At 59.5% G+C, this 20,005-nt stretch carries 17 protein-coding genes; 4 read left to right on the top strand and 13 right to left on the bottom strand.

Annotation, left to right across the window (positions count from 1 at the left end; all coding sequences use genetic code 11):
- Positions 1-760 precede the first annotated feature (760 nt).
- From CAL20_RS09165 to CAL20_RS09130, 8 genes are all read right to left on the bottom strand, one after another.
- On the bottom strand, positions 761-1,714 hold the full coding sequence (locus CAL20_RS09165; RefSeq protein WP_094820503.1) for a 2-hydroxyacid dehydrogenase: 954 nt from the start codon (positions 1,712-1,714) through the stop codon (positions 761-763).
- A gap of 28 nt (positions 1,715-1,742) precedes the next feature.
- Positions 1,743-2,708 (bottom strand): tripartite tricarboxylate transporter substrate binding protein, encoded by a 966-nt coding sequence (locus tag CAL20_RS09160; RefSeq protein ID WP_094820502.1) that lies wholly within the window; start codon positions 2,706-2,708, stop codon positions 1,743-1,745.
- 141 nt (positions 2,709-2,849) lie between these two features.
- The gene (locus CAL20_RS09155; protein WP_094820501.1) at positions 2,850-3,428 is read right to left on the bottom strand and encodes an amino acid synthesis family protein; all 579 of its coding nucleotides are present in this window, start codon (positions 3,426-3,428) and stop codon (positions 2,850-2,852) included.
- 70 nt (positions 3,429-3,498) lie between these two features.
- Positions 3,499-4,449, bottom strand: a complete 951-nt coding sequence (locus tag CAL20_RS09150; RefSeq protein WP_094820500.1) for a Bug family tripartite tricarboxylate transporter substrate binding protein — start codon at positions 4,447-4,449, stop codon at positions 3,499-3,501.
- Between the two features lie 34 nt (positions 4,450-4,483).
- The gene (locus CAL20_RS09145; protein WP_094820756.1) at positions 4,484-5,395 is read right to left on the bottom strand and encodes an NAD(P)-dependent oxidoreductase; all 912 of its coding nucleotides are present in this window, start codon (positions 5,393-5,395) and stop codon (positions 4,484-4,486) included.
- Positions 5,396-5,493: 98 nt separating this feature from the next.
- Positions 5,494-6,375, bottom strand: coding sequence for a LysR family transcriptional regulator (locus CAL20_RS09140; protein WP_094820499.1), 882 nt, complete (start codon positions 6,373-6,375; stop codon positions 5,494-5,496).
- A 33-nt stretch (positions 6,376-6,408) separates the two neighbouring features.
- Positions 6,409-7,617 (bottom strand): MFS transporter, encoded by a 1,209-nt coding sequence (locus CAL20_RS09135; RefSeq protein WP_094820498.1) that lies wholly within the window; start codon positions 7,615-7,617, stop codon positions 6,409-6,411.
- A gap of 240 nt (positions 7,618-7,857) precedes the next feature.
- Positions 7,858-10,143, bottom strand: a complete 2,286-nt coding sequence (locus CAL20_RS09130; RefSeq protein ID WP_141217663.1) for an NADP-dependent malic enzyme — start codon at positions 10,141-10,143, stop codon at positions 7,858-7,860.
- A gap of 124 nt (positions 10,144-10,267) precedes the next feature.
- Here CAL20_RS09130 and CAL20_RS09125 point away from each other — a divergent pair, with 124 nt between their 5' ends.
- Positions 10,268-11,266: a LysR substrate-binding domain-containing protein gene (locus tag CAL20_RS09125; protein WP_094820496.1), complete on the top strand. Its 999-nt coding sequence runs from the start codon at positions 10,268-10,270 to the stop codon at positions 11,264-11,266.
- A 66-nt stretch (positions 11,267-11,332) separates the two neighbouring features.
- On the opposite strand, the gene CAL20_RS09120 is transcribed toward CAL20_RS09125, so the two are convergent.
- The 3 genes from CAL20_RS09120 to CAL20_RS09110 all read right to left on the bottom strand — a co-directional run bounded on the left by CAL20_RS09120 (position 11,333) and on the right by CAL20_RS09110 (position 14,278).
- Positions 11,333-11,704, bottom strand: coding sequence for a TrbG/VirB9 family P-type conjugative transfer protein (locus tag CAL20_RS09120; protein ID WP_254923955.1), 372 nt, complete (start codon positions 11,702-11,704; stop codon positions 11,333-11,335).
- Between the two features lie 290 nt (positions 11,705-11,994).
- On the bottom strand, positions 11,995-12,960 hold the full coding sequence (locus tag CAL20_RS09115) for a Bug family tripartite tricarboxylate transporter substrate binding protein (protein ID WP_094820494.1): 966 nt from the start codon (positions 12,958-12,960) through the stop codon (positions 11,995-11,997).
- A 109-nt stretch (positions 12,961-13,069) separates the two neighbouring features.
- The gene (locus tag CAL20_RS09110) at positions 13,070-14,278 is read right to left on the bottom strand and encodes a mandelate racemase/muconate lactonizing enzyme family protein (RefSeq protein ID WP_094820493.1); all 1,209 of its coding nucleotides are present in this window, start codon (positions 14,276-14,278) and stop codon (positions 13,070-13,072) included.
- Between the two features lie 183 nt (positions 14,279-14,461).
- Between CAL20_RS09110 and CAL20_RS09105 the strand changes: the two genes are divergently transcribed.
- On the top strand, positions 14,462-15,178 hold the full coding sequence (locus CAL20_RS09105; protein WP_176456466.1) for a FadR/GntR family transcriptional regulator: 717 nt from the start codon (positions 14,462-14,464) through the stop codon (positions 15,176-15,178).
- A gap of 75 nt (positions 15,179-15,253) precedes the next feature.
- Here the strand turns inward: CAL20_RS09105 and CAL20_RS09100 are convergent, their stop codons facing one another.
- The gene (locus CAL20_RS09100; protein WP_254923984.1) at positions 15,254-16,753 is read right to left on the bottom strand and encodes a CoA-acylating methylmalonate-semialdehyde dehydrogenase; all 1,500 of its coding nucleotides are present in this window, start codon (positions 16,751-16,753) and stop codon (positions 15,254-15,256) included.
- 162 nt (positions 16,754-16,915) lie between these two features.
- On the opposite strand from CAL20_RS09100, the gene CAL20_RS09095 reads away from it, so the two are divergent.
- Positions 16,916-17,845: a LysR family transcriptional regulator gene (locus CAL20_RS09095; RefSeq protein WP_094820490.1), complete on the top strand. Its 930-nt coding sequence runs from the start codon at positions 16,916-16,918 to the stop codon at positions 17,843-17,845.
- Between the two features lies 1 nt (position 17,846).
- A complete protein-coding gene (locus CAL20_RS09090; protein ID WP_254923953.1) occupies positions 17,847-18,890 on the top strand; it encodes a LacI family DNA-binding transcriptional regulator in 1,044 nt (347 codons plus the stop codon).
- A 9-nt stretch (positions 18,891-18,899) separates the two neighbouring features.
- Here CAL20_RS09090 and CAL20_RS09085 read toward each other — a convergent pair whose 3' ends face one another.
- Positions 18,900-19,847 (bottom strand): tripartite tricarboxylate transporter substrate binding protein, encoded by a 948-nt coding sequence (locus CAL20_RS09085; protein ID WP_254923983.1) that lies wholly within the window; start codon positions 19,845-19,847, stop codon positions 18,900-18,902.
- Positions 19,848-20,005 lie beyond the last annotated feature (158 nt).

Here is a 20,005-nt window from a genome sequence, read left to right as displayed (position 1 = left end):
ACACGGTCACTGCCCCGCTTCGACTCGCAGCATCTCTGATTCTCTCGTCGCTGGCATGACTGGTCTACGTAGGCTTCGTAGGAACTGGCGTCTGCAAGGAAGAAGATCTTGCAGGGCTGCTATTCATGGCCGCCTACGGGCGCGGCCATGAATAGCGTTCGGGATCCGCATGCGAGGGCCTTGGCATCGGAGATAAACGGAAGATCTCTCGAGTTAGGGCGTCGTGACACATAGAGACCTACTACGCATCGTTGGATGCGCCACATGCTTCATGTCTACATGTCGTCGTACGTTCTACGTATCATCGTCGCATGCATCAACTCTGGCCAAGCAGATCTTCCAAACTGGCAACACGCCACCCCGCCGCATGCCCGGACTGATCGCTATTCGCGCGTGTGCAGGGCACGCGCGAATAGCAGCACTGCAAGATCTTCCTCTTTGCCAACAGGGCAGCAGAAAAACGCCAAGCAAGACAACCGTGCCAGCGATGTGATGAGCTTGAGTGACTGCGAGTCGAGCCGAGGCAATCGGGCCGTGAGGGCGCCTCAAAGCCGAGTGGAGCGGACACCGAAGGAAGCGCGAAGGCGCGGACGAGGTGAGCGAACACGGTGTCCGGCGCCCGCGCGCCGGACCGGCTTTGTGAAGCCCTCACGGCCCGATTGCCTCGGCTCGACGTCCAATAAGCAAACCAATCTCGATCAATGACCACCGCATAACATACGAACGGCAAGACTATTCATACCCGACCGGGACATGCACATCACACAACCGGCGTAACCAACGGCTTACCCGCGTAGAAGCATTCGGCATTCTCCAGGAACTTACGCACCGACATATCGATCGCCTGAGGCGAAATCCCGGCAATATGCGGGGTTAACACCGCATTATCCAGGTCGAGCAGCGGCTGCGGCGGTGTAGGCTCGTTCTCATAGACGTCCAACGCCGCTGCCATCAATCTGCCATCGCGTAGTGCCCGCGCGACCGCCTCCGTATCGACCAATGTGCCACGAGCAATGTTCACCAGCACGCCCTGCGGCCCGATGGCATTAACGATGGTCTCATCGATGATGTGGTACGTCTCCTTGCCCCCGGGTGCAGCAACCACCAGAAAATCGCACCATTCAGCCAAACTCTTCACATCCCCGAAGTACTGAAAATCCACGTCATCGCGGACCCTGCGATTGTGGTAGCCGATTTCCATATGGAAACCCAAGGCCCGGCGGGCGACTTTTTTGCCGATCGCCCCCATGCCCAGAATGCCCAGCCGGCGATATGACACATGCGGTGGACGCGGAATATCGTCGCGCCACATGCCATGCCGTACACCATTGTTAAGAAAGGGCAAACGCCGAATCGCCGCCAACAACAGCATCATTGCGTGATCGGCGACACAGTCGTCGTTGGTACCCGCCGCATTGGCAACCGGAATTCCGCGCACCTTGGCATGTTCGACGGCCACGTTTTCATAACCGACGCCCACAGTACAGATCAACTCCAGCGCGGGCAGCCGGTCGATTTCGCTAGCCAACAAGCCGTTGGTGCCATTAGTCAACACCACTTTGATTTCATGCCCGCGCGCCGCGATCTGCGCCTCACCGTTTGACCGGTCCTTGCCCAAGTGGGCATTCGGCGCGTAGATCATGTCGAATCGCTCGCTCACCAAAGCACGATGTTCTTCTGACAAAAACACCAGCACCAGCAATACAGGTTTCATGCAACGTCTCTCCGTCAACGGGATTTGATTATTGAATACTCGCGCCCGACAGTTTTACCAGCTCACCCCATTTCTTGATTTCGGTACCGACCAATTGTTGGAAAGCCTCCGGCGTATCACCCGCTGGAGTCGAACCCTGATCACGCAGGATTTTCTTCACATCGGGGTCGTTCAGCACCGCATTGATAGCCAGATTCATGCGCTGAATGATCGGTTTGGGCGTGCCTGCGGGAGCCCATACACCGTTCCATAATACGATTTCGTATCCGGGCAGAGCTTCGGACACCGCTGGCACATCAGGCAATCGCGGCGACCGTTCGGCCGTGGTGACGGCCAATGGGCGCAGTTTGCCGCTATCGATGAAGGGCAGTATCTCGACCATAGGCGAGAAAACGGCTTGTATCTGCCCTGCCAGCAGATCCGTATTCGCGGGTGCGCCGCCTTTATAGGGCACATGCGTCATCTCCGCGCCCACCATCTGACCAAATAACGCCCCCGACAGCTGTTGCGACGTGCCATTGCCCGCCGAGCCGTAATTGACGGCGCCCTTGTGCTCCTTAACATAGGCAATGAAATCATTCAGCGTCTTTGCCGGAAAACTCGTATTGACCATCAAGACGTTCGGGATGAGCGAGACGCGAGACACCGGCGCAAGGTCCTTTTGAACATCGAGCGGCATTTTCTTGTAGAGCGTCACGTTGGTCATCAGCGTACTGGTGTGCATCAGGAAGGTATACCCATCCGGTGTCGCCTTGGCCACATAATCCGCGCCGATGTTGCCACCCGCGCCTGCACGGTTTTCGACCACCACAGGCTGCCCCAGTTCTTTCGGCAGCTTCTGGGCGATCAGGCGCGCGGTAGCATCCGTGCTGCCGCCAGGGGCCAGCGGCACCACCAACGTAATCGGACGCGTGGGCCAATTTTCAGCGTAAGCCAAAGGGGCAGCGGCGAGGCACAACAGGCTTGCCATGATGGTGCTAACTGTCTTGATCATGCTTGTCTCCTTGCTGGCGTGCGTCGCCCCGGCAGTGGGATCCGCGCAACGCCTATCGATTTATAAAAATATGGCGCCATTCCCTAGCGGAAATGCGCCATGTCGCGCCCCCAGGCCAGTACTCTGACAAGGGCGAAACGTTCAACGTTGGCCGTCACCAACCGTCAAATTATCGGCGCGCAAACCGCCCAGGCGCTCATGTACACGTGTACCAGTGGAAACAACCAATGCGTACAGCAGCTCATCGGGACGCGGACTATCAATAGCGCCTACGTCCATGGTGCTGAAGTGGCTGCGCACGTAGCAGGCTTCGATATGGTGCAGCGGAATCTGCAGTCGAGTACCTGCCGACGCAACAACCTTGGCTGCCGGCACGATGGATTTTGCCTTGGGCAACACCGCACGCATCGTCCAACCCCCGGCCTCATGCCAAATGGCCCCGTGTTCCAATTCGCCATTCAACCCCACGATCGCCCCTTTACCGTAGGCCTCGACGTTCTGAGGCCCGCCTACGGCCTCCATGAGCTCCGGCACGATCTCCTTGGCCAGCACTTTGGAGTCCTCGACCAGTTGAGACAGATCCTCTACATAGCGGCCCGCATAGGGATTCTTGATCACCACCGCAATCGACGCCATCTTGATAGGTTTGTCACGTACCGGGCCGCCTTCGTGATAGATCGACTCGACGTTCAACAGTTTTTTGCGGATCTGGATTGCCATGTGGATTGACTCCTTCGTTTCGTGAATGAAATAAACGCCGCCACCGCGCTCTATGCCGTGGCGATAATTGCTACTGAGGGGTTAAACCGGCATCGGCGAACACCTTGCCCCATTTGTCGATGTCCGATGCGATCAGTTGCCTGAACCCATCAGGAGTAGAGGTGCGCACAGTCAGCCCGTTGGTCGCGAACTGCTGCTGCACCGATGGGGAGCTCAAGACATTTCCCAAGGCGGTGTTGATACGTGCGACCACATCAGCTGGAGTGCCGGCCGGCGCAGCTACGCCGAACCATACGTTCAAGTCGTAGTCTGGCAACCCTGCCTCTGCAAGGGTCGGCAGTTCCGGGGCTAATGGCGAACGCGTCTTGCTGGTGACGCCCAGGGCTTTTACGCGCCCTGCCCGAGACTGCTGCAGACCGTTGACCATGTCGGCAACGGTGAAATCCAATACCCCACCCATCAGATCTGTCATGACCTGGGGCACGCCACGGTAGGCCACGGCCGTGGCGGTAAACCCACCCATGGATACGACCTGCGCCCCGCATAACTGCGCGCTGCCGGATCCATAGCCATAGGACAGCTTGCCGGGATTCGCCTTGGCGTAGTCAATCAGGTCCTTTACGCTATTTACAGGCAAATCACCGCGCGAGACCAACATGAAAGGCGCTTCGGCAACGAGGCCGATGGGGGCGAAATCCTTGCGGGGGTCATAGGGCAACGACTTGAATGCGCTAACGTTGCTAGCTCCGGTGCTGACGCCCACCATGAACAAGGTATATCCATCCGGCTCCGAGCGTATCGCAGAAGCCGTACCCACTGTGCCGTTGGCCCCAGCGCGATTTTCGACCACAACGGATTGACCGAACTCCCTATCCAAGCCCTGGGCCAGGGCACGCGCCACCACGTCGGTGATGCTGCCCGGCGTAAAGGGTACGACCAAACGAACAGGTTTTTCTGGATAGGCTGCCCACCCTAGCACGGGCAAGGCGCACATCAAGGCCGCGAACAGACGTCGCTTCATTAAATGTCTCCTCATCTATCTCAGTGCAACCCCGTCACTGCGGCTTGGCGCCAAACTCCACGCCCGCCCATTGTTCGATATGCCGAATGGGATAAACGTTGTCGCGCTGGCCGTCGCCCTGCGTGATCGCGAACGCCAGAAATTGCCGCGCCGCCGGATTCACCGACATGGGAACACCCAGTTTCTCGGCCTCGTCGATACACATCTTGACGTCTTTGTGCAGCAATTCCGTCGTAAAACGGACGGGAAAGCTGCGGTCCAGGACGCATTGCGGAATACGTTCCAGCGTCGCGAACGAACGTCCGCTGGAGACATTGATCACGTCCAGCAGCGTTTGAGGATCCAGCCCGGCCTTCACGCCATAGACCAGGGCCTCGCAGCTGGCCACCATGCTGGTGGCATAAAGCGTGTTGTTGATGATCTTTGTGGTTTGGCCCAGACTGGGATCGGCCCCGAGATAGAACACGTTCTTGCCGATGACGCGCAGCACCGGCTCGATTTCGTCGAACGCCCCTTTAGGGCCGGCCGCCATCACGGCCAAGGTGCCCTTTTCAGCGGCCACGGTACCGCCGCTGACGGGCGAACCGATCATGGCGATGCCCTGCTCGCTCAACAAGGTTTCGACGGTCTTGGTGACAGAAGGGCCTGTCGTGGACAGGTCCACCAGGATACGTACGTTCTTTACCCTGGAGACTTGGGCGCCGACTTCTGCGACAACCGCCGGCATGGGCAAACACAACAACACAATGGGCGTCTGTTCCGCCAGTTCTTCAACGCTGCCCGCCCCTTTTGCGCCACGCGCCACGATGCGCTCCTGCGCCGCCGATGAGCGATCATGCACAATCAGCTCATGGCCTGCGGCCAACAGGCGATTTGCAAAATGCTGGCCAATGTTACCCAGACCTATCAGTCCCAACTTCATTATTGATGCCTCCACAGGATTCATGATTCGCACCGGCCAGTGGCCTGGCGTCATCAATGGAATCCTAGGGATCAGAAGGAAACTGGGCGAGTGCTGATTCCTCGATGGGGTATAGCTTCAGGTTAATCGCGCTTCAGCAGCAGGTCGAGGAACTTCGTGGCGTGCGTCTTTCCGGTATCGAAAGCCGATCGCACGATACTGGGGTTCAGCGGAATATCCTCTGCCAGCGGCAATACCTGAATGTCCGGCCAGTCCATGCTCTCGGCGGTGAACTGATCCACCATGGCAACGCCGGCGCCAGCCCGAACCAGGCTGCAGGCCATATCAGTGTGATGAATATAGATACAAGCCTGCAGACTGATATTGGCCTTGTTGAATGCCGCCGAAACCAGCTGGCCGAAAGGGATGCTCGGATGATGGGCAATCAGCGGGTATCTCGCCAGATCCGCGATACTCACGCATTTCAGGTCCGCCAGCACATGCCCGCGCGGCACGATGCACACCATACGGCCAGAGAGGAACGGCGTCACATGCAGGTTGGGATGCTCGATGGGCAGCACCGAGATGGCCAGATCCACCTTGTTGCTCAGCACGTCTTGCGCCATGCTGTTCAAGAGCGTGAGGCAGTAGTTCACCTGAATATTGGGATACTGCTGAACGAACCGTGTGATCGTCCGGGCCACAATGCCACGGCTGAGTGCAGGACTGCATGCCAGATTCAGCACCCCCGACGGGCCACTGACCAGCCCACGCGCGAAATCGTCCACGCGCAGCACTTGCTGGTAACACTGGTCCACTTCGCGAAACAGCGCCTCGGCCTCTGAGGTAGGAACCAGTTTGCCCTTGACCCGGTTAAAAAGCGTCAGTCCCAGTGTCAATTCCGTATGCGCGACGATGCGGCTCAGCGCAGGCTGCGAGGTAAAGAGTAAGCGAGATGCCCCTTTTATCGAGCCGGTCAACATGACCGCTCGGAATACTTCCATCTGACGCAAGCTGAATCGCATGCGGGTGTCTCCCCGTCTTGAACCAGATGCAGTTTAGAGCTTACGTGCTAACATCGCACCGCCCACCGCCAGCGGCAACAGCATCAGTGCTACTAACATCCAACCGCCGGCTTGCGCCAGCGCGCCGGCTGACATCGGCCCTATCAATTGCCCCGCATAGCTGCCCTGCAACATCAAGCCGATTGTCGGAGCAACCAGCGCGGGGGTGGGAGCAACTCTAGGTGCAATGGCAGTCAACGCACCTGGGATGCCGCCCATGCAGCCGATCATCGCCACGGCGATGGACACGGCAACGACAGGCGGCGGATGTAGCCAAAACAACGCCGGTATGCAGAGTGTCGCAATAATGAAGTTCACCGACACAATCCGGCGCGAGGCAATGCCGCGCCGCATCAACATGCCTGCACCGATGTTCCCCAACACATTGGACGCGACAACTGCCGCACTCGCAAAGCCTGCCTGTATGGGCGTCAGGTCCAGAAGATCGCGCAGCAACAATGGCAGAAACCCGGAGAATGCAAAGTAGACAATCGCGTACAGGGCAAAACAGACAGCAATGAACTGCGGGCCACGTGCTATGCCGACGTTGCGTATGGCAGTCCATGCGCTACCCGACTGCGGATTTCCGGAAGGTGTTGCATTGAGCTGCGGCGTTGCTATGGCAGGCATAGACGGCAACCCGAACAGCATCACGATCGCGCATATGACGGCCAAGCCTGCGTTGATTTGCCAAATCGCAGGCCACGACAGCGGCTGACCCAACGATGAGAACAGGGTCGTCGCAAAGATCACCAACGCAATCCCGCTGGGAACGGCAGTACTCGATAAGGCCATCGCCAAGTCGCGGTCTTCCAGGGACGCCTGACGCCCCACGATACTCGACGCGCAGATCAATAGCGTGACAACGGCTATGCCCTCGATAACGCGCGATACCAGCAAGACCGCGACGCTCGACGCGCCACCGCCCAAAAAGCTGGTCACGGCGATGATGACCAATCCGCCCACGAGGACCTTGCGCGCATCAAAGCGCGCAATAAGCACGCCGAGCGGCATCGCCAATATGGCGCCGACCATCGCCAAGGCCGATATCACCAGCCCCGTTTGCCCCAGACTCAGATGCAGAGGATCGCCTTGCAGCAAGGGCGCAGCGATAATGGCCTTGCCAATCTGGAATGAAGCAATCAGCGCGGCAAGGATCGCCAATGCGATGTTGCGCCAGACGGTTATGGGTGGTGGTGTCATGTCAGCCGATCACAGATTCATGAGCTGGTGCGCGACGCCTGGTTCTGGATATCTGAACCGTGTCTCCCAGCAGCGGGTCGCTGCTGGGATGCATCCGGACTCGGGGATGGCTGAAGTCTAGAAATTAAAGTTGACTTTAAGTCAAGTATTGTTTTGGCTCGCCTGCTGCCGCAGGAGCTGGGCTGCATGCGGAATGCAGCCCCCGGGGAAGCCTGGACTACACCGCGCGAAACGCGCGGCCTAGCCCAATCCGCCATTCGCCTCCAACACCGCCAGCGCCGCCATATTGACGATCCGACGAACACTGGCGCTCGAGGTCAGGATATGCACCGGTGCGTTGACGCCCAACAGGAATGGCCCCACGGCGACGTTGCCGCCCGCGACGGTCTTGAGCAGGTTATAGGCGATGTTGCCCGCGTCCACATTCGGGCAGACCAGCAGGTTGGCAGCGCCCTTCAAGGGAGATTCGGGCAAGAGGCGCTGGCGCAGCGCCTCATCCAGCGCGCAATCGCCGTGCATTTCGCCGTCCACCTCGAGGTCCGGCGCCTGTTCATGTATCAACTCCAGCGCGCGGCGCATTTTGGCGCCGGATGCGGAGCTGCCCGAGCCGAAGTTCGAGCGCGACAACAGGGCGACCTTGGGCATCACGTCCAGGCGCCGCATGGTCTGGGCAGCCATCGCAGTGTATTCGGCAATCTGCTCGGCGCTGGGATCATCATTGACGTGCGTATCGACCAGCGCGATCGTCTGCTCGTTCAGCAGCAGGATATTCATCGCGGCGTAGACCTTGTGCCCCGGTTGCAGGCCGATCACCTCATCGATAAACCGCAGGTGATCGTGATACGCCCCCACAGTGCCGCAGATCATGCCGTCCGCATCGCCCAGGTGCACCATCATCGCACCGATCAAGGTCATACGGCGGCGCATTTCCACACGGGCCATTTCCTTGGTGATCCCGCGGCGGCACATTTTGTCCCAGTAGGTCGTCCAATATTGGTGAAACCGTTCGTCGAATTCTGGATTGGTCACTTCAACGTCCTGGCCCAGACGCAGGCGCAATCCATATTTCTCGATACGAGCCATCAACACGGCAGGACGGCCAACCAGAATAGGCTTGGCCAGGCCCTCATCGACCACCACCTGCACGGCCCTCAGGACGCGCTCGTCCTCGCCTTCGGTAAAGACGATGCGGGCCTTGCCTCCTGTACGCACCAGACGCTTGGTACTGGCGAACAGCGGTTTCATGAAGGCCCCCGACCGGTAGACAAACTGCTGCAGTTGCTCGGCGTATGCCTCCAGATCTGCCAGGGGTCGTGTCGCCACGCCGCTTTCCATGGCGGCAGCGGCCACGGCGGGTGCGATGCGCACGATCAAGCGCGGATCAAAAGGTTTAGGGATCAGATAGTTGGGACCAAACCGCAGATCGTAGGTCCCGTAGGCCGCGGCTACGACCTCGTTTTGCTCTTCTTCGGCGAGGGCGGCAATGGCGCGGACCGCGGCCATCTCCATTTCGCGCGTGATCGTGCTGGCGCCCACGTCCAGGGCGCCACGGAAAATGTACGGAAAGCACAGTACGTTGTTGACCTGATTCGGGTAATCCGAACGCCCGGTAGCCATGACGACGTCGTCGCGGACCGAATGAGCCACTTCGGGCAGGATCTCCGGCGTCGGATTGGCCAGCGCCAGGATCAAGGGCCGCGCGGCCATGGCCGCGACCATTTCGGGCTTTAGCACGCCGCCGGCGGACAGACCCAGGAACACGTCAGCCCCGGCAATGACGTCGGCCAATTTACGCGCATCGGTTTTCTGCGCGAAAGTGGCTTTCTGCTCGTCCATGAGCACGGTACGTCCTTCGTACACCACGCCTTCGATATCGGTGACCCAGATGTTTTCGCGCGGCAAGCCTAGATCCACCATCAGGTCCAGACAGGCCAGCGCTGCGGCACCGGCGCCCGAAGCAACGACCTTGACCTGTGTGATGTCCTTGCCGACGACCTTCAAGCCGTTGATGAACGCGGCGCACACGGTGATGGCGGTTCCGTGCTGATCATCGTGAAACACCGGGATGCTCATGCGTTCGCGCAGCCGACGCTCGACCGTAAAGCACTCGGGCGCCTTGATGTCCTCGAGGTTGATGCCGCCAAAGGTGGGGCCTAGTGAGGCGATGATATCGACCAGTTTGTCGGGGTCGGTCTCGTCGATCTCGATATCGAATACGTCGATGCCCGCGAATTTCTTGAACAGTACCGCCTTGCCTTCCATGACAGGCTTGGAGGCCAGCGGACCAATATTGCCCAGCCCCAATACGGCGGTACCGTTGGTGATCACACCGACCAGATTGCCGCGGGCCGTAAACCGAAAGGCGTTGACCGGGTCCGCGGCGATTTCCTCGCAGGCGGCGGCGACGCCGGGGGTGTAGGCCAGCGCGAGATCACCCTGCGTGACCAGGGGCTTGGTCGCAGCGATGGAGATTTTTCCCGGAACGGGAAACTCGTGGTAGTCGAGGGCGGCTTGGCGATCGCTCATGGTGATTTTCCTGATGACGGCGAATATTGCGAAAGAATGACCATTCTAGGTGGTGGGTTATCATTGAAATATTCTGATTAAAGATATATCCATATCATTTATCTAATATCTCACCCCTTCCGGCATGCCCGAATCCGTTTTTTCCTCCGATGATGTCGTCCGCCGGCTGATTTCCCGGCTCAAAATGCGTCATCTGCAGTTGATCGTGCAGGTTCACCAGCTCGGCTCGCTGACGCGGGTCGCCGAGCAAATGGCGACCAGCCAGCCTGCGGTGACCAATACCTTGTCGGAATTGGAGTCCATGTTTGGCGCCCCATTGTTCGCGCGGACGGCGCGCGGGATGGCCCCGACGGACATGGGGCGTGTCGTGGCGGCCCGGGCCCAGGCGATCTTGCAAGACCTGGGGCACCTGGTGCGGGATATGGAGGCGTCCAGCGTCGGCCTGGCCGCACGCCTGCACGTGGGCGTGACGCCGTATGTTTCGGGGCGGCTGATCGCCGATGCCGTCTGTGCGGTGCAGACCGGCACTCAGCGGTTGGCTGTGCGCATTCATGACGGCACCAGCGAGAGCCTGCTGCGCGCGCTGCGCGATCATGAATTGGATGTAGTCATTGCCCGGGCGAGCCCCCAATTGGATCTGCAAGGACTGGGGTTCGAACCGCTCTATCACCAACAGGCCAGACTCATCAGCAGCAGACAACTGGCAGCGCAATTGGGGCGAGTGCCGCTATCCTGGGCGCAACTGGCCGAACTGGATTGGGTACTGGGAGAACCGAACACCGCGCTGCGCGAGCAAGTCGCCAGCCTGTTCATCCAGGCCGGCATTGCGCCGCCCGTGCCAATCACTGAGGGCTATTCGGCAAAGCTCATCGGTGAAATCATCGCCTCGTCCGAGCGCGCCGTGTCGCTATTGCCGGCGGATATTGCCACCGAACTCGTGCATATCGCGGGTGTGGCGATTGTGCCGTACACCATCGAATGGAACCTGCCGCCAGTGGCGGCGATTGTTCGCAATGATGTAGGCAATAGCGAATCGCATCGGCGTTTCCTGGAAGCGGTGCGCCTTGCATCGAGCGGTATGCCGCGCAGGGCTATACATCCGGGGCGGCAGACGGATTTCTGAGCGTCGCGTTCCGTTTGCCGTCAGGTCAAATCGCATGTCATGCATGAGGTATGCTCCGACTTCCTCTCACTGGTCGCTCCCCGGCCCCATGTCACGACTGGAGTCATCAACGTCAGAGACGTACGGCATATGTTTTATATGCTTTTCTACTCGCGCCACCTGATGCCCGCCGCGCACAATCAATACGGGCCACATGCCGTCGACGATGACGTAGGGATCCTGCCGTTGATACGGCAGCGGCTGCAGCCCGGCGGGTGTTTGCGCGAATAACGCCGGAGGCGTACGACCTGGCGCGAATTGCAGCCAGATACGCCCCGCTCCGCTGAACACCTGCAACGGTGCGACCATGGGATCGCCGGACAACTGCCAGTTGAAATCGTAGTCAGCCACGGGGGCACCATCACGTGGCCAGCCGGGCGCATTATCTGGCCATGTCATACACCCTGCGAGACACAGTGACAGCACGCCAGCACATAAACCTCGAACCATGCTTTTCCTGAAATCAAGGAGCGCTCCAAAAAGAAGCGCATCCCTAACATGGTGACGAGTTGCCGTGATGGTGACTAGACTGACTTATACGAACGGACTTTTTCGTTCACTCTTGAGATGAAGCACTTGCGCGACGCCTGGGTCTACCGTTGGCCGGCGCCCGGCGCACGTGCGCACCCGCGCGAAAAGGGAATGGGCGCAAGCTGCACCCGTCGCCCATTGAACGTTAGGCCCGCGGCCTATTCGATCGTGATGCCGCGCTCTTCGATCAGATCTTTCCAACGTTTGAATTCCTGCGCCTGAAAAGCAGTGAACTCCTCGGGCGTATTGGCGACGATTTCCAACCCCTGCTCTTCGAGTTTATGAGCGACTTCGGGGTCTTTAAAACTGGCGATCGCAGTCTCGGCGAGTTTGGCTTTGACATCGGCCGGCAAGCCTTTGGGGGCCGATAAGCCTTGCCATGAATAAATTACGACATTCGGTACGCCGGCTTCAGTCAGCGTAGGCACGTCGGGCAGTACGGCTGAACGCTTTTCGCCGGTGACAGCGATGGCTCTCAATTTGCCGGCACGGATGTGCTGCAATACGGAGTTCACGTTCTGGAATGAGTAATCGACTTGAGCGCCCATCAGATCGTTGATGGCAGGAGCACCGCCTTTGTAAGCCACGTGCATGCCCTCGGTATGGGTTTGCTGCAGAAAGACCTCAGCGGATAAATGATCCGAAGCGCCATACCCCGAATTGGCGAAACTGACCTGTCCAGGTTTGGCTTTCAATTCGGCGATCACGTCTTGTACTGTGCGCGCCGATTTGCTGGGCGGCGTGACGAGGACATTGGGCGTCTGTACGGCGACGGTGATGTAATCGAAATCCTTGAGAGCGTCATAAGGCGTGGATTTGATCAGGTGCGGCGCAATAACGTATGTGCCCAGCGAGGAAAACATCAGCGTATAGCCATCGGGTTTTTCACGCGCGACTTGACCCCCGCCGATAGTGCCCGTGGCGCCAGGCCGGTTGTACACCACGAACGATTGGTCCAAGCGGCGCTGCAGTTGCTCTGCCATCATCCGGCCGAGCGTATCGGTGGCGCCGCCCGCCGGGAACGGCACGACGACTTGCACAGGCTTTTCTTTGGGCCATGGCGTTTGAGCCGCTGCGGTGAACGCGGCGCATGACAGCATCACGGTGGCCAATAGTTTTTTCATTGTTTGTCTCCTCGATGTAAGCATTGAGCGGCCGCGCGGATGGCGGCATCGCTTATTTGTCGATATGTGTGCGAATGTGGTGATGTCGTTGTTTGGCGAGCGGTTTACGTCACGACTGCGCCGCGCTCTCGCGCACGACGGCGTCTTGTCTGGTTTTGATAGCAGGATTCAAAGCCGTCCCTAGCCCGGGCGCGCTGGGCGCGAGCACCATGCCGTTATCGACGATAGGTAAATGCGTCACCAGGTCGCGATACCAGGTGCTCAGCGTGGCGCGCACAACTTCCTGGAAAATCGCCGTAGGCGCATGCATGGCCAGATGCAGGCCGGCGATCAGCGTGACAGGGCCAGTGCAATCGTGCGGCGCCAAGGGCCGTGCGTAGGCCTGGGCCAACGCAGCGATCTTGCGCCCCTCGGTGAGGCCGCCGCACCACGCCAAGTCCAGCATCACGATGTCCAAAGCGTCTTTGGCGAGCAAATCACGGAATGGCACGGTACCGGCCAGCGTTTCGCTGCCGCAAATCGGCACGCTGGTCTGACGGCGCAGGTCGGCGAGCGCCTGCGCATCGTCCATTTTGCTGATGGGATCTTCGGCCCAGAAGACGCCGTAGTCCTCTAGCGCGCGGCAAATACGCAAGGCGGCATTGGCGCCCCAAAGGCTGTGCAGTTCGCACATGATCTCAATGCGGTCACCCACGGCCTCGCGAACTTTTTTAAAGGGCTCGAGGCCGCGCTTCAAGTCTTGTGCGCTGATCAAATGCCCGCCGGTAGCAGCGGCATAGGCGTCGAACGGCCAGATTTTCATCGCGGAGTAACCTTCGTCCAACAGGCTTTGCGCCAGAGTTCCCGCGTCGCGCATGAAAGCGATCTGGTCGTCGTACGGCCCGGCAGAAAGCTCAGTGCCGTCAGTGCTGCGTCGTGCTACGCCCCCCGTGTTGTAGGCGTAGCCCGCGCAGGTGTTGTAGGCACGGATACGATCGCGCACGCCCCCGCCCATGGCGATGTAGGTCGGCACGCCTTGGCGCTGGCCGGCCAAGTCCCACAATGCGATATCGACGGCACTCGCTGCACGAACCTCGGCGCTGGCGCTGTGAAATCCCAGGTACGGGTTCATGAGTTGCTGCGAGACAGCTTCGATATGCCGTGCATCGCGGCCCAGCAGCCAGGGAGCAACGGTCTCGTGAAGGACGGCCTCGACTGCCTGCGCCCCCCGGAATGACTCGCCCAGGCCAATGAGACCCTCGTCGGTTTCGATTTCCACCCAAATCAGATTGGGACGTTCGTTGATGCGAATACTGCGTAACGCCGTGATGGTTGCCATGCCGTTGATCTGCTCTTGTCTGTGGAAAGGAAAGGGGAATCGGTTGTCGCCGGGATCGGGTCCGAATCACATCGATCCGTGCGCGACTTGTCATGCTCGTGGTCGACGGTTATCTTGTCAATAAAATGACAAAGCAGTATTACTACTTCTGCAGTATCGATTTACAGATCATGGATGACAGCAATGGCCATTTCCCCGCTGAGCGATTTCGCCTACAAGCAGGTGCTGGAAATCATCGACAAACAGGAGCCGGACGGCAAGCTCCCCAGCGAAGACGAACTGGCGCGCAAGCTGGGCGTCTCGCGTCCGGTCCTGCGCCAGGCCCTCGCCCGATTACGTTCAGAGGGATGGGTCTATGCCCGGCGCGGCTCGGGAAATTTTGTGGGCAAGCCACCTGCCCTGCAAAGCACGACGTTCGGCCCGTTGCACAGCATTCCGGATGTGCGCAGCTTTTTGGAGTTTCGCTGTCTGATCGAGGGTGAAAGCGCTGCTGAGGCAGCTCGATGCACCGACGCGCAGATGCTCGCGGAAATCGAACGGCGCCAACGCCTGCTGGAATCTGCTTGGTCGCGCGGTGAACTGGGCATCGAAGAAGACATCGCCTTTCATGGCGCCATCGCGGCGGCCAGCGGCAATCGGTTTTTCAGCATGACGATGGCCGCGCTCGCCGAACAGACTCGAGTTTCCATCAAACTAATCCGCGAGCTGTCGCCGCTGCCGATGGTCAGACGGGCTGTGGATGTGCGTAATGAACATCGCGCCATAGGCGAGGCGATCAAAGCAGGTAATGCAGAGGCAGCGCGCACGGCAATGGTCGATCATCTGCGCGGCGGAATGACACGATTATTTGGTATCGATAATGTGCGAAACCCCGGAGGGAATGACTCCTCCGGGGCTTAAAAACTGCACGGCAACGAGGCTGCGCATGTCGATCTTAACGGCCGCCCTACAGAATCACGCGGCCGCTGATGACGTTTAACGTATCGTCGGCATGGCGAATTCCGCGCCTTTGCCGATGCTCTCGGGCCAACGCTGCATGATGCTCTTTTGACGGGTGTAAAAGCGCACGCCCTCTTCACCGTACGCATGCATGTCGCCAAACAAGGAACGCTTCCAGCCACCAAAACCATGCCATGCCGCCGGCACCGGAATCGGCACATTCACACCCACCATGCCGACTTCGATCTGGCGGCCGAACTCACGCGCGACGTTGCCATCACGCGTAAAGCAGCTGACACCGTTGGCGAACTCGTGGCTGTTGATCAATTGCACCGCGGAAGCGAAATCGGGCACACGCACGCATGACAGCACGGGGCCGAAGATTTCTTCTTTGTAGATACGCATGTCAGGGGTGACGTTGTCGAACAGCGTACCGCCCAGCCAGAAGCCGTTGTCGCAGCCCTCGCCAGCCTGAGCGCCCTTGAACTCGCGGCCATCGGCCAACAGCGTCGCGCCTTCGTTGATGCCGATATCGATATAGCCGGCGATGCGTTGACGCGCTTCCGCTGTCACGATGGGGCCCATTTCAGCCTGGGGGTTCGTGCCGTTCAGTACTTTCAGTTGCTTCAAGCGCTCGGCAATGCGCGGCACGACTTGATCCGCGGCGGAGCCAACCAAGACGGCAACAGAGATCGCCATGCAGCGTTCGCCCGCCGAGCCGTAGGCAGCGCCCATCAAGGCGTCGACGGCTTGGTCCAGGTCGGCATCGGGCATGATCACCATGTGGTTCTTGGCGCCGCCCAAGGCTTGTACGCGCTTGCCGTGGCGGGCGCCCGCTTCGTAGATCTGTTGCGCCACCGGTGTCGAGCCCACAAATGAGATCGCCTTGACGTCGGGGTCTTCGATCAAGGCCTGCACAGCATGATGATCGCCCTGCACGACGTTGAAAACCCCATCGGGCAAGCCGGCCTGCTTGAGCAGATCGGCGATGAACAACGATGCGCTGGGATCAATGGGGCTCGGCTTCAGGATGAAGGTATTGCCGGTGGCCAACGCCATGGGGAACATCCACATGGGCACCATCACCGGGAAGTTGAACGGCGTGATGCCGGCCACCACACCCAGCGGCTGGCGCAAGGTCCAGTTATCCATGCCGGCCGACACTTGTTCGGTGAAGTCGGTTTTCAGCAACTGCGGCGCGCCGCAGGCGAACTCGACAATGTCGATGCCGCGGGCGACTTCGCCTTGGGCATCGCTGAAAACTTTGCCATGCTCGGAGGTAATGATGCGGGCCAGATCGTCCTGGTGACGATGCAGCAACTCAAGAAAACGGAACAGCACTCGTGCACGGCGCAGCGGCGGCGTGGCGGCCCAGGCGGGAAACGCCTTGCGGGCAGATGCCACGGCGGCCTGGACATCTGTCGGCTCGGCCAATGCGACACGCGCCGAAACCTGTCCCAGCGCGGGATTGAAAACGTCGCGGGTTTTGGGAGATTGCGGATCGACACGATGGCCGTCGATCCAGTGACCAATCAGGGACGTGGAAGCGTTGGAGGATGCGGTAGTCACAGGCGGTATCCAGATGGAGTTGATCGGAAAACAGGCTCAGTCTACGGCTGCATCCGGTGCGCGAGAAGACCGTTTTTGCGACATCAGTGTTTGATAAAATGAACAATCGTCAGCCCGGGAATCATCACAATGGCCACTGATCAGATTGCGCCGCTCGTGGCGGATATTTATCTATTGACCGCGCTGGCGGAAACGCGCAGCTTTACCCAGACGGCCAAACGCCTGGGCGTCTCAAAGGCCTCGGTGAGTACGCGCATCAATGCGCTGGAAAAAGCCGTCGGTCTGCCGCTGGTGCGCCGCACGACGCGGCATGTCATGTTGACCGAAGCAGGACACAATCTGGTCGAAAACGCAGCGCCGGCGTTTGATCGCATCAGCGCAGGGTTTTTAGCTGTAAAGGATTTGTCGGATGTGCCGCGCGGCACGGTGCGCGTGACAGCGCCTGTTGCGTTTGGTCGGCAACATCTGGCGCCGGTCCTGCCTGCATTTCTGCGGCAATATCCTGAGGTCCGCATCGACCTGGAGCTGGTCGACCGTCTGGTGAATCTGGCGCACGAGGGCTTTGATCTGGCGATCCGCCATACCGATCATCCGCCGGAATCCTACATCGCGTGGGAACTCTGCTCGTCGCGCTCGATGCTGGTCGCCAGTCCACAATACCTGCAGACTCACGGCGAACCGCGGCATCCGCGCGACTTGAGCGACCACGCCTGCGTCACCTATCTCGGCAATCGCACCTATGAAACATGGTCGTTTGTACGCGAAGGCCGGCGCCAATCGGCGCAGCCCATCGTGATACCGATACGAACCAATTTTCGGGCAAATAACAGCGAGGTACTGCGTCAAGCCGTGCTCGAAGGCGTGGGAATAGGTATGCTGCCGGACTTCAGCGCTGTGACGACGCCGCCCAATGGGCTGGTCGAGGTTCTGCCCAACTGGCGGGTACATGGCTTTTTTGGTGGCAAACTCTATGCCTTGCGCCCCTGGTCCGCGCATGTGCCGCAATCGGTGAAATGCCTGGTGGAGTTTTTACGTGACAAGTATTCGCAAGGATTCTAAGGTGAGCAAGACCACGACGCGTCTCGGACGGCGCAGCGGTGGCGGCGTCACGCTGACCGATGTCGCACGCCAGGCGGGAGTCTCTGTCATGACGGCGTCGCGAGCCTTGAACCAACCTCATCTGGTATCTGATGACACGCGCAAACAGGTGCTCGAAGCCGTCGCCAACAGCGGCTATGTGCCGAATCTGCATGCGGCCGGACTGCGTTCAAAACGCACACGCATGATTGCACTGATGGTGCCATCCATTGCCTCAGGCTCGGCATTCCTTCTGGCCGTGCACGCGATGACGGAAATCCTGGTCGAGGCCGGTTATCAGGTGATGTTGAGCGAACGCGGGTATGACCGCTCCCGCGACGACATGGTGCTGGACTCTGTGATTGCCCGCCGGCCCGATGGGATTGTGCTGACAGGGTTGATGGAATCGCCGCGTGCGCGGCAACACCTCGCTGCATCAGGCATCCCTGTCGTCGAGACCTGGGAAATGACCGATACGCCCATCGATATGCTGGTCGGTTTCTCTCACTATGACGTGGGCGTGGCCATTGCGCGCTATTTCCATGAGCAAGGCAGGCGCCGTGTTGCCTCGATCGCGGCAACAGAGGCGCGTACGGCGGCACGGTTCCACGGTTTTGCCGATGAGGCATTGCGCCTGGGTATCGCGGGCCGCCATCTGCAGGAAGGCTCGTCATTTGTGATCGAACCGCCCAGCCAGCTCGGCCACGGACGCAGCGGCCTGGTTCGGGCGCTAGAGGGCGACCCCGATGTCGACGCTATTTTCTCGGCCACTGACATGGTGGCCCTGGGCACCTTGATGGAAGCGCAATTGCGCGGACTGCGCGTTCCAGAGGACCTCGCCGTCGTGGGGTTTGGTGATTTCGATTTTGCCTGCAACGTCACCCCTGCCCTGACCACCGTACGGGTGGATCACGAGGATATCGGACGCCGTACAGCCAGCATGCTGATCAATCGTATCGAAGGCATTGCGCCGGACAATCCGATTCAGGATGTCGGCTTCAGGCTCGTCCGACGCGAAAGCGGCTAACGACAATCCCTATTCAGGTTTGAGGTTATTTTCCTTGACGACACGCGCCCATCTAGCCTCTTCGCCCTGGACATAGGCATCCAACTCGGCAGGCGCACCGGCACTGACCTGCAGGCCTTCCTCTTCAATCTTGCTGGCAAATTCAGGCGACGCGGCAGCTTTACGGGCCGATGCATTCAATCGATCAATGACGGGACCGGGTGTCCCGGCAGGCACATACAAGCCGTACCAGCTTTCTACCTGATATCCCGGTACGGTGGACGCGATCGTCGGTACGCCCTTAAAGGCCGCTGATGGCTCAGCCGTCGTCACCCCGATGGCTCGCAGCTTGCCATTGTCGATGAAGGCGGAAACGGCTGCGGCAGTGGCAAACATCATGTCGACCTGACCACCCAATAAATCAGTCAGCGCAGGTCCCGCGCCACGATACGGGACATGCGTGAGCGAGACTTTCCCCAAGTTGGCAAACATCTCGCCCGCCAGGTGCGCGGAGGTTCCGATACCTTGCGATGCGTATGTCAGTTTCCCTGGATTCGCCTTTGCCGCCTGCAGAATATCGCTGACAGAATGGTAGGGACCGTCTGGACGCACAACCAGGACGTTCGGACCACGACCGATGAGCATCACGGGCGCAAAGGCTTTGTTGCTGCCGTACAGGAGTTTCGGCTGCAAAGAGGGATTGACCGCGTGCGCAAAAGACGCAACCACGACGCTATATCCATCGGGAGCGCTGCGGGCCACATTGTCCGTGCCTATCATCGTGCCGGCGCCTGGTTTGTTCTCGACGACGACAGGTTGTCCGAGGTCCTTTGCCATGCCAGCCGCAAGAGTACGCGCAATCAGATCGGTCCCGCCCCCCGGTGAAAATGGCACAACGAGGCGGATGGGTTTGTCGGGATATGCGGCCAGCGCCGTCGTGATGCAAGCGCTGCCGACGACAGCGATACACGCACGCATCAGCACGCGCTGTAAAAATAACTTCATTCTGAGGTCTCCTTGTTCTGGTGTCTGTGGGCCGACCGCTGCAACCTCCCCCGTGCAGCAGTCCGAAAGCAGACTGTAGTTCCCGACACCACGTTTGAGAGCCCATGAATTCCACCAGATGGAATATCTGA

Source organism: Bordetella genomosp. 4, assembly GCF_002261185.1.
Lineage (GTDB): Bacteria > Pseudomonadota > Gammaproteobacteria > Burkholderiales > Burkholderiaceae_B > Bordetella_A.
This window is presented reverse-complemented; position numbering and strand designations above follow the sequence as displayed.

Bases quoted from the DNA above. Each gene is read 5' to 3' on its own strand.
- CAL20_RS09155 (WP_094820501.1), bottom strand. From the start codon at position 3,428: ATGGCAATCCAGATCCGCAAAAAACTGTTGAACGTCGAGTCGATCTAT.
- CAL20_RS09145 (WP_094820756.1), bottom strand. From the start codon at position 5,395: ATGAATCCTGTGGAGGCATCAATAATGAAGTTGGGACTGATAGGTCTG.
- CAL20_RS09110 (WP_094820493.1), bottom strand. From the start codon at position 14,278: ATGGCAACCATCACGGCGTTACGCAGTATTCGCATCAACGAACGTCCC.
- CAL20_RS09135 (WP_094820498.1), bottom strand. From the start codon at position 7,617: ATGACACCACCACCCATAACCGTCTGGCGCAACATCGCATTGGCGATC.
- CAL20_RS09085 (WP_254923983.1), bottom strand. From the start codon at position 19,847: ATGCGTGCGTGTATCGCTGTCGTCGGCAGCGCTTGCATCACGACGGCG.
- CAL20_RS09120 (WP_254923955.1), bottom strand. From the start codon at position 11,704: ATGACATGGCCAGATAATGCGCCCGGCTGGCCACGTGATGGTGCCCCC.
- CAL20_RS09130 (WP_141217663.1), bottom strand. From the start codon at position 10,143: ATGAGCGATCGCCAAGCCGCCCTCGACTACCACGAGTTTCCCGTTCCG.
- CAL20_RS09165 (WP_094820503.1), bottom strand. From the start codon at position 1,714: ATGAAACCTGTATTGCTGGTGCTGGTGTTTTTGTCAGAAGAACATCGT.
- CAL20_RS09115 (WP_094820494.1), bottom strand. From the start codon at position 12,960: ATGAAAAAACTATTGGCCACCGTGATGCTGTCATGCGCCGCGTTCACC.
- CAL20_RS09095 (WP_094820490.1), top strand. From the start codon at position 16,916: ATGGCCACTGATCAGATTGCGCCGCTCGTGGCGGATATTTATCTATTG.
- CAL20_RS09150 (WP_094820500.1), bottom strand. From the start codon at position 4,449: ATGAAGCGACGTCTGTTCGCGGCCTTGATGTGCGCCTTGCCCGTGCTA.
- CAL20_RS09140 (WP_094820499.1), bottom strand. From the start codon at position 6,375: ATGCGATTCAGCTTGCGTCAGATGGAAGTATTCCGAGCGGTCATGTTG.
- CAL20_RS09125 (WP_094820496.1), top strand. From the start codon at position 10,268: ATGCCCGAATCCGTTTTTTCCTCCGATGATGTCGTCCGCCGGCTGATT.
- CAL20_RS09105 (WP_176456466.1), top strand. From the start codon at position 14,462: ATGGCCATTTCCCCGCTGAGCGATTTCGCCTACAAGCAGGTGCTGGAA.
- CAL20_RS09160 (WP_094820502.1), bottom strand. From the start codon at position 2,708: ATGATCAAGACAGTTAGCACCATCATGGCAAGCCTGTTGTGCCTCGCC.